The organism is Bacteroides finegoldii DSM 17565 (genome assembly GCF_000156195.1).
GTDB classification, from domain to species: domain Bacteria; phylum Bacteroidota; class Bacteroidia; order Bacteroidales; family Bacteroidaceae; genus Bacteroides; species Bacteroides finegoldii.
On sequence record NZ_GG688346.1, the window covers coordinates 16060 to 16429 of the forward strand.

Consider the following 370-nt stretch of genomic DNA (forward strand, 5'->3'; position numbering starts at 1 on the left):
AATTAATATATTTTTAGGAAGTGCAACAGAAACCCATGTCGGATTTCTCTTTTCAGCTTCAAGTGTATTTCCGTTACCCGAATGATCTTTGATAGTCTTGCCATTTCCTTCGTTGAATTTCCAATAAGCCAGTAATCCGTCTGTAGATCCTTCTACATTGGTATCCAAGAAATAGATGAAGAACAGCACCGAAAATGAGTTGTTTTGCATAGCCATACTCTTTGTTTTTGACGTTGTAAAATTACTGTTTTAACGTGAGTTGGATTTGTGCAAAATATAGATATTCAATGAGATATAACCCAGGAAGGTGGACTTTTTTCGGCCGGAAATCAAGTCCACCTTTTCGTCCACCTCGTAAATGCCGTAAAGT

The 370-nt window shown here is 37.3% G+C and carries 1 pseudogene; it reads right to left on the reverse strand.

The window, feature by feature from the left end:
- Positions 1–216: pseudogene (locus BACFIN_RS23085) on the reverse strand (hypothetical protein); the annotation flags it as partial.
- Between the last annotated feature and the right edge of the window lie 154 nt (positions 217–370).